Source organism: Acidobacteriota bacterium, from assembly GCA_009838525.1.
Taxonomy (GTDB): domain Bacteria; phylum Acidobacteriota; class Vicinamibacteria; order Vicinamibacterales; family UBA8438; genus VXRJ01.
Genome location: VXRJ01000018.1, coordinates 264,783 through 273,076 on the forward strand (window position 1 = coordinate 264,783; position 8,294 = coordinate 273,076).

General features: G+C 65.4%; 8 protein-coding genes. 2 read left to right on the forward strand and 6 right to left on the reverse strand.

The window, feature by feature from the left end:
- Positions 1-25 precede the first annotated feature (25 nt).
- Positions 26-3,169 carry a hypothetical protein gene (locus tag F4Y45_07100; protein ID MXY24274.1) on the reverse strand — a complete coding sequence of 1,048 codons (3,144 nt, stop codon included), beginning with the start codon at positions 3,167-3,169 and terminating at the stop codon, positions 26-28.
- A gap of 99 nt (positions 3,170-3,268) precedes the next feature.
- On the opposite strand from F4Y45_07100, the gene F4Y45_07105 reads away from it, so the two are divergent.
- Positions 3,269-4,318: an alpha/beta fold hydrolase gene (locus F4Y45_07105; GenBank protein ID MXY24275.1), complete on the forward strand. Its 1,050-nt coding sequence runs from the start codon at positions 3,269-3,271 to the stop codon at positions 4,316-4,318.
- Between the two features lie 15 nt (positions 4,319-4,333).
- Here F4Y45_07105 and F4Y45_07110 read toward each other — a convergent pair whose 3' ends face one another.
- The 4 genes from F4Y45_07110 to F4Y45_07125 are packed head-to-tail and all read right to left on the reverse strand — an operon-like array spanning position 4,334 to position 6,185.
- The gene (locus F4Y45_07110) at positions 4,334-5,041 is read right to left on the reverse strand and encodes a DUF72 domain-containing protein (protein ID MXY24276.1); all 708 of its coding nucleotides are present in this window, start codon (positions 5,039-5,041) and stop codon (positions 4,334-4,336) included.
- Between the two features lie 10 nt (positions 5,042-5,051).
- Positions 5,052-5,354, reverse strand: coding sequence for a hypothetical protein (locus tag F4Y45_07115; GenBank protein ID MXY24277.1), 303 nt, complete (start codon positions 5,352-5,354; stop codon positions 5,052-5,054).
- 7 nt (positions 5,355-5,361) lie between these two features.
- Positions 5,362-5,601 carry a hypothetical protein gene (locus F4Y45_07120; protein MXY24278.1) on the reverse strand — a complete coding sequence of 80 codons (240 nt, stop codon included), beginning with the start codon at positions 5,599-5,601 and terminating at the stop codon, positions 5,362-5,364.
- Positions 5,602-5,621: 20 nt separating this feature from the next.
- Positions 5,622-6,185, reverse strand: coding sequence for a TlpA family protein disulfide reductase (locus F4Y45_07125; GenBank protein MXY24279.1), 564 nt, complete (start codon positions 6,183-6,185; stop codon positions 5,622-5,624).
- A gap of 87 nt (positions 6,186-6,272) precedes the next feature.
- Here F4Y45_07125 and F4Y45_07130 point away from each other — a divergent pair, with 87 nt between their 5' ends.
- Positions 6,273-7,238 (forward strand): YvcK family protein, encoded by a 966-nt coding sequence (locus F4Y45_07130; protein MXY24280.1) that lies wholly within the window; start codon positions 6,273-6,275, stop codon positions 7,236-7,238.
- 22 nt (positions 7,239-7,260) lie between these two features.
- Here the strand turns inward: F4Y45_07130 and F4Y45_07135 are convergent, their stop codons facing one another.
- Positions 7,261-8,046 carry a hypothetical protein gene (locus F4Y45_07135; GenBank protein MXY24281.1) on the reverse strand — a complete coding sequence of 262 codons (786 nt, stop codon included), beginning with the start codon at positions 8,044-8,046 and terminating at the stop codon, positions 7,261-7,263.
- Positions 8,047-8,294 lie beyond the last annotated feature (248 nt).

An 8,294-nucleotide genomic window follows, 5' to 3' on the forward strand; every position in this document is an offset into this window, starting at 1 on the left:
CCTCCTGAGGCGCGGTCCCCTCTGATCAGAAGTCGTAGCCGATCCAGACCTGGAAACGGACCTTCCGGAAGTAGTCGCTGCCCCGGATGAATCCGTTCTGCTGCGCTTCGGTCGCGAAGACAATGTTCTCCCATTCCTGGTTGAACAGCGTCGGCCATGACCAATCGAGGTGGATCGGGAAGCCGATGGCGAAGGTGGTCAAACCGAATCCGTAAGCCGCGCGTGCCCTGTCCAGCCGGAAACCGCTCACGGTGGTCGGCTCGCCGTAGATCGGCTCGAGGTTGCCCGTAAAGGGATTCGTTCCGTAATGGGTGACCGGGCGGACCGTCACCTCGTCGGTGGCCCAGATGTTCCAGGGCTGGCCGTCGATTCCGGCCACGCCGAAGTTGAAGAAGAACGTCCCGCGGATCCCTCCCAGGATCCCGATTGGCGTGGCCATGGCCTCAACCAGCGGGAAACGGAGTTCGACGTTGCCATGAAACGCCTTGTGGCCCAGGAAGTGAAGGTAGTCGTAGCCGCGCATATCACCCTGGCCGCCGAAGAAGGTGAAGTCGGGGAACTCGCCCCAGCTCTGGAAAGCGCGGCCGCGAAACGCCAGCACGCCGTTCTCCATCAGGCGCTGGTAGTAGCGGGCATCTACTTCGACTGTCTGTCTTGACAGGAATCCTCCCATTCCGGGCGCGTACTCATATCCCGCCATGACCGAGTTGCCGGCAACCGGTCCGTACTCGCGGAAGACGGTGGTTTCCTGCACGAAGCGCGTGCCGAACGGCATGAACGCTCCGTTGCGGAACAGGGTCGTGCCGAACTGCTGCAACTGGAACTGGTCGGATTGCAGTTGCAGTTCCTCGTTGGCGAAGGTCTCGCGGAAGCTGTACATGCCGGCCGACAGCTCTATCCGTCGGAAGCGGTCAAGCGCATAGATCCCGATCGCGCTTCCGCCGTCCGATCGCCGGGTGGCAATGGCGTTGTCCCGCGACAGGAAGGCGATGCTGGGGACGAAATAGGCGCCGAGCCCGTAGAAGTACTGCTCCGACGAGATCCCCTGGAAGGCGTACTGCATCCGGCTCGCCCGATTGACGTAGGAGGCGCCGTAGGTTCGGTAAGTCTGCACCGAATAAGCCTGGATGTTGAACAGTTGATCGCCCAGCACGTCGGCAAAGCTGATCACGGTGCCGCCCAGCAGGTCCCCGTTGCTGGTCATCCCGAGGCCGAAGTTCGGGCGCCCCTGCATGTACATGTTCTCGAAGGCGCCCTTGCGGCGCACGTTCGCCACGTCGAGCGAGTGGCCGAGCGGCGCCTGGAAGTCGATCAGGGGACCCGGTCCGCCGAAGTCCGCCGTGTTGACTTCAAGGAGCGGGTCGCTGGCGAGTTCGAGGGTGTGTAGGCCGTACTCTCCCCTGAAGTAGGTGACAAAACCGATCCGCTGACCCTCGGAGTCTTCGTCTGGCGCGAGAACGACCGGGTTGACGAAGCCGGTGGCGGTGTCGGTGAGCTGGTTGAGGGCGCCGTTCTCAAGGTCGAGGGTCCAGATGTTGAAGATCTCGCCGTCGCGGGCCGTCTGCGGATCGAGCGCCTCGGCCGGATCGACGGCGGTTGAGGCGAAGACGATGGTCCGCTCGTCCAGGAACTGGCCGCCCGCTTCGTCGTGGGTCCCGAAGGTGAGCTGCGTCCGCGCGCCTGTGCTGCGGTCGAGGCGAAAGAGCTTGTCGTTGCCGCTGACGCGCGACAGGTGGACGATTGACTGTCCATCGGGCGAATAGAACGGCGCATAGTCGGCGAACGGGCTGTTGGTGAGGTTCGTCACCTCGCGCGTCTCGAGGTCGATCTCGTAGATGTCGCCGACGCCGTTCCGGAGGGCGGAGAACGCAACGCTTCGGCCATCGGGCGCAATGTCCGGCGACTCCGGTTCGTCCACCATGTCGAGATCGATCAGGGCCTCCACCTCCCGGGTGACGACGTTCTGGATCGCGAGCGACCTGCCCTTGCCGTTACGAACCATGTAGACGAGCTGATCGCCGTCCGGAGCCCAGGACATCCAGGGTACGGTGTTCCAGCGGAGCCCCCCGGGCTGCGAGATGTACTCGAAGCCGAAGTCCTGATCGAAACCTTCGGTCAGATTCAGGATCACGTCGCCGGTCCGGGACGACAGCAAGACGATATCCGCCTCGCGGTCCCTGCGGTTCACGCCAAGGGCCGCGATGACCTCGCCCGACGGGGACGCCTCGAGCGAATACACCACCGGGTACCGGCTGCGCAGCGGGTCGGGGGCCAGGTCGCGTCCGTAGTCCGCCGGCCGGTCCTTCTCGCGGAACGGTTCGAAGCGGTCGTCCAGGTACGACTTGAACGCATCGTCCCATTCCTCCGCTTCCAGGTCGAAGGCTTCCTCATAGGGATCCTCGCCGCCCCCGATCGCCGTGCGCCGGAGCGCGAACATGAACTGCCGGACGCCCTCGAGTCCCCACTCCTCCTCAATGAACTCGAAAGCCGCGTGGCCGAGGTTGTAGACCACGCGTCCGCTGGCGAAGCCGCCGTATCCCTGGAACTCCGACATCGACGGAACGATGTCGGCGATGGCGATGTCGCGCACCGTCATCAGGTCGATCGGCCGCCAGACGCCCGCCATGAAGTCGGCCAAGCCCTCATCGACCCAGAGCGGCACCGTGTTCCGGATAATCGAACGCGGAATGATGTCGAATTCGAAAATGTGCGTCAGCTCGTGAGTGATCAGCCGGTAGAGTCCGTCCGGCGGCTCGTCGATCGGAAGGACGATGCGGTTGCGCTGGGGTTCCGCAAACGCTGCCACGCCCTCGGGGATGGCGCCCGGAATCAGGTTCTGCTGCTGGAATTCACTGTGCGTCTTGAACACGATCAGTGGCACGCTGAACGCCAGATCGTGCCGGAGGTCGGCGCTCACCTGTTGATAGGCGCTCTCGGCGTAGCTTGCCACCCGTTCGAGGTGCTCCTCGAGTTCGGGGTAGTAGTAGATGTCGAAGTGGTCGGTCGTGTAGATGTGCCAGTCGAACTTGTCGTACTTGACCCGGTTCTTGCCGTAGTAGGACGTGAACTGGGCGAACGCGGTCCCGGCGGTCCACGTCACGAGAAGGGAAAGGGCGAGCAGAAAGGCAACCGGCCACCTGCTCCGGAGCGTGAATCGGCGTTCGGTCATGTAGCTACCTCGCGGCATGCAGGCTGACTTCATCTTATCTGATCGGCTCAGCCGCTTGCTCCGCGGCGGTACTTCCTGTCAGTCTCCTCCGTCAACGCAATGACTGCCTCCACTGGTCCAATACTCCGCTCCACGCCGAACGCCACGCTGAACGGCGCCTCGTGGGACAACTTCACACCCGCTCCCGGCCTCGACGGCGGGCACCGGATGACGTTGTACACCTGGGGCCGGCCGCGCCATTTTCCGAACCTCCCGCCCCCGGCGCCGCGTTACTTCGACGTTGCGCCCGACGCACGCGTGCTCGCGCACTGCCACTGGCAGCCGTCGCCCGCGTCCCACCCGACGCTGGTGGCCCTCCACGGTCTCGAAGGATCGAGCGAGGCGCACTACATGCGCGGCCTCGCCGACAAGGGTTACGCCGCGGGAATGAATGTTGTCCGGCTCAATCAGCGGAACTGCGGGGGCACGGAACACCTCTCGGCCGGGCTCTACCACTCCGGACTGTCGGCCGACCCGGCGGCGGTCGTGCGTGAACTGACGGAAGTCGACGGCCTCCCGGCCGTTGCGGTCGTGGGCTACTCGCTCGGCGGCAACGTCGGTCTGCGTCTGGCGGGCGACACCGGTGCGGGCGTGCCGCCGTCGCTGCGTGCGGTCTGCGCCGTCTCGCCCACGATGGATCTTGCCTCCTGTGTCGACGCGTTGGAGCGTCCGCAGAACGCGTTGTACGAATGGAACTTTGTCCGCAACCTGAAACGGCGAATGCGGCGCAAGGCGCGTCGCCTGCCGGATCGCTTCGATCTGGCCGCGCTTCGGACCGTCCGGACCGTCCGACAGTTCGACGATGCTTACACCGCCCCCCACCACGGGTTCCGCGATGCCGACGACTACTACCACCGCGCAAGCAGCCTGCGCGTCATCGACCGGATTGCGATCCCGACGCTGATCCTGAGCGCGGCTGACGATCCCTTTGTGCCGCCGGAACAGTTCCAGGATCCCGCGCTCGCCGGCAACCCGCATATCACGGCCGTAGTCACCCGCCACGGTGGGCACTGCGGCTTCTATGCCGAGCCGGAGCCGGTCTCCCGCTTCGATGGTTACTGGGCCGAGCGGACGGCAGTGGAGTGGGTGCTGGGCCGCCTTACCGACTGACGGCGGGAGCGCGGATCAGGCACGGAGCTGTTCGAGCAGGCGCGCCGCGAACAGGGGGCCGGCGCCCCTCTCCTCGTGCTTGAAGTAGACGTAGACGTCGTCGCAGTCCGCGGTGCGCTTACGGATCGTGTCCGCCCAGTGGATGAGGTCATCGTCGGTGTAACCCTGGTCGCGAAGCCGGAAGTAGGCGAAGGGCGCGGTTACTTCGACCGGCGTTCGCAGTTTCTCGCTGTCCGACACGCAGAGGGCCGCGCCGCTTGAAGCAAGGCAGTCGAGAACATCGTCATCGTGCCAAGAAGCATGGCGGAACTCGAAAGCGGGCCGGGCGCCCTCGGGCAGCACGTCGAGGAACCCCTTCAGCCGGTCTAGCGACTTGCGGAAGAACGGGGGCAACTGGAACAACAGCGTGCCCCGCTTGTGGGCCAGGGTCCCGGCCGCGTCGCACAGCGCGCGGGCTGTCTCCGCGCAGTTGGCCAGGCGCGCCTCGTGGGTGATGCGGCGAGGAGCCTTCAGCGTGAAGCGGAAGTGGCCTGGCGTCTGCTCGGACCATCCGGCAAGCAGCCGTACCGTCGGCATGCGATAGAACGTGTAGTTGATCTCGACCGTGTCGAGACGAGCCGCGTAGTACGGCAGCATCTTCTTCTGCGGATGCTTCTCCGGATAGAAGGAGCCGCGCCACTCGGGGTAGTTGTAGCCGGACGTGCCTACCCAGTAGCGTGGCATTTGCCGCGCGTCAGTCGAGGTCGAAATCGCGCGTCGGGCGCGTGATCGGTTCCTCGTTCGCCTGCTTCAGGGCGTCCTCGAACCGCTTGGAGAGCGCGTCGCTACGACCCCGCTCCTGAACAACGGATTGCTGGAAGGCCGCTTCCCGCCTCGCTCTCGCGGCAGCCAGAATATCATCGGCGTCCTCGAGCGCGGGCCGGTCCGATGACGGCGGTTCGTGGTGGGAGACCACACGCCGCAGGTTCAGATCGTAGACAAGGGTCGCACCGCAGCAGGGGCAGTCGATCTCAACTTCAGAGGCCAGCGGGGGCACGGGGCTGCTAACCCTCTTCTTCGTAGTCGCCTTCGGCGATCGGGACGATCCGGTTCGGAGGGCGGAGAGCTTCGCGGTGGTCGTAGACCGGGAGGCCGCCGACATGGCGGGGCAGCGGACATCCTGCACCCTTCGCCTCGATCACCACGGTGACGGGGCTTCCTTCGACGCCGTCGCGGAACCGGACGCGGCACCCGCATCCGAGGCGTGCCCGCTCGAAGCCCTTGCCCATGACCTGATGATACACCAGCGCCGAATCGGCCCCGGCTAGAGCAGGTCCTTGATGTCCTGTTCGAATGCCTCGCGCGTGGCAATACCCATATGCGTCCGGCAGAGCGTGCCTTCGCGGTCGATGAAGAAGGTGACCGGCAGTCCCCAAATCGGCCCGTAGGCCTCCTGGAAGTCCTCGCGCCCGAGCCCGACCAGCATCGGGTAGTTCACCTGGAACTCTGCCGCGAACGGGCGGATCTGCTCCGGTGTGTCATCGACCGAGAGGCCGAGCACCACGAGGCCGTCGTCTTCGTACTCCCGCTGGAACTCTACGAACCAGGGGATCTCGATCTTGCACGGGCCGCACCAGGTGGCCCAGAAGTTGAGCAGGATGACGTTGCCGGTCAACTCGGCGAGGTTCACCTGGTCGCCGTTGATGTCGCGCAGGGTGAATTCCATCGGAGCCGGACGTGCGTCGTCGTCGCAGGCCACTTCCGCCGTTTCCGATCCATCGCCGCCTGCCGTCATCGTGCCGAGCGTGAAGCTCCGCACTCCCGGCAGCGTCAGCAGTCCGAGCGCCAGCGCCGCGATGCCGGCCAGCATCCACCGTTTCGTCGTCATGAGTACTCCTGAGTCGTACTGTACCCCGTCTCACAGAGCGTATCGCGGGCGCCTCTGCGATCTCAAGCCGTGCCATAATGCCGCACCGTGGAGTTGCGGCGCCTGAACGTGGGCTGCCTCGGAGGCGGCACCGGCCTGCCGAGCCTGCTGGGAGGGCTCAAGCAGAACCCCTGGGTGGAGGTGAACGCTGTCGTGACCATGTTCGACAGCGGAGGAAGCTCCGGCCAGCTTCGGGACGAACTGGGCGTCCTGCCACCCGGCGACGTGCTGAAGTGCGCCTGCTCGCTCGCGCGCAACGAGAAGGAGGCTCGAGCCCTCCTGCTGTCGCGTCTGCCTGCGTTCGAGAATGGCCGGCTGGGTGGGCATACCGGCGGGAACCTCCTGCTTTCGATGATGCAGCAGTACAGCGGGGACTTCCTCGCGGCCGTCGACGGTCTCCGGAGCCTGCTGGATTGCAGCGGTCGTGTGCTCCCGGTCAGCGTCGAACAGTCGACGCTCTTCGCGGAATACGAAGACGGCACGCGCGCCGAGAGCGAAGTCGGAGTGGATCGGGAGCAGACCAACGGACATCGGATCAGCCGGATCTGGCTCGACCCGGTGCCGGCGGTTCACACGGCGACAGCGGAGGCGATCCGCCGCTTCGACGCGATTGTGATCGGGCCGGGGAGCTTCTACACGAGCCTGATGCCGATCCTTCTGGTCACCGGGGTAGCCGAGGCGGTTGCCGCTTCGCCGGGTCCCATCATCCTGGTGACGAACATCGTGACCGAGGGCCGGGGCATGCATGGCTTTACGGTGGGAGAGGCCGTGCGCCGGGTCGGTGAGGCCATTGGCCGGCCGATCGATGTCGCCATCGCGAACACCGCCGAGCAGCAACCCGACGTGATGGCGCGCTACGCCGCCGAGCACAAGGAACTGCTGCCGATAGGTGAGATCCCGAAGGGATGCGAGCTGGTTACCGGGCAGTTCTGGCAGGGCCAGATCGCGCGCCACGCGCGCCGTCGCCTTGCCTATGCGGTCTGGAGCGTGCTGGCTCGTCGCCTGCTGCAGTAAGGGCGCCCGAAGGGCGCGGCTGCTAGCGTCGCCGCGCCCTTTGCCGCGCCAGGATCTTTCTTGCCGCCCGCTCGATCACGTCGCGCGTCAGTGCCGCCGCGCGTCCCGAGCCGACCGCGGTTGCCGGTCGTCCCGTCACCCACTGCGCTGGCATCTCTTCGGCCAGAATGTCGTCGAAGTCTCCCTCGCTCTTCACACTCAGCGGGGCAAAACTCGTGATCTCGACCGGCCCCGACCAAAAGTCGGCGTGCTTTATCAGCAGCCAGTTGCGGCCGCGCTGTTTCGGGGGCGTGTCCGCCCGGTCGCGGATGCGGACGAGCGCCCAGGATCCCTTGAGCTTGAAGCCGTCGAGCGAGAACTTCAGGTCGCCCCGTCCGAGCGCGGCGTCGATGTCGTCAACTTCCGGCGTCCACTTGCCGCGGTCCCAGAGCATCACGATTCCGGCCCCGTAGCCTTCCGGGATGACGCCTTCGAAGCTGCCGTAGTCGTATGGATGATCCTCGGTTCGGACCGCCATGCGCTTGTCTGCCGGTTGCAGCGACGGTCCCTTCGGGACTGCCCATGACAACAGGACGCCCTGATGTTCCAGACGAAGGTCGTAGTGGAGGTGGCTGGCGAGGTGCTTCTGAACACAGAAGTACAGCTCGGACGTCTCGCGGGATCGCCGACGTCTCGTCTTCTGCCGCGCCTGCTTGCCGTCCGGTTCCGGCGTCTTCGTGAAGTCGCGCTTTGTCCGGTATTCGTCGAGCGGGCGGGTCGTTCGTTTCGGCGCGGGCGATTGTCGTGCGGCTGCTTTCTTCGTTGGCATGGCGGCCTGGATGACTACCGGCGGTCATTATCGGCCAGATGATCCAGAATGATCCCGTGCTGACCGCAGTCGTTCTCTATCTGTCGCTTCTGGTTCTGATTGGCGTGTGGCGCAGCCGCCGCATCCGTACCGGGGACGATTTCCTGGTCGCGGGGGGGGGGGGGGCCCCCCCCCCCCCGGGGGGGTTTTAAAAAACCTACGAGCGCTGAGGCTGGTGAGCTGATGGATTGAGGGCGCGCCGGGTGAGG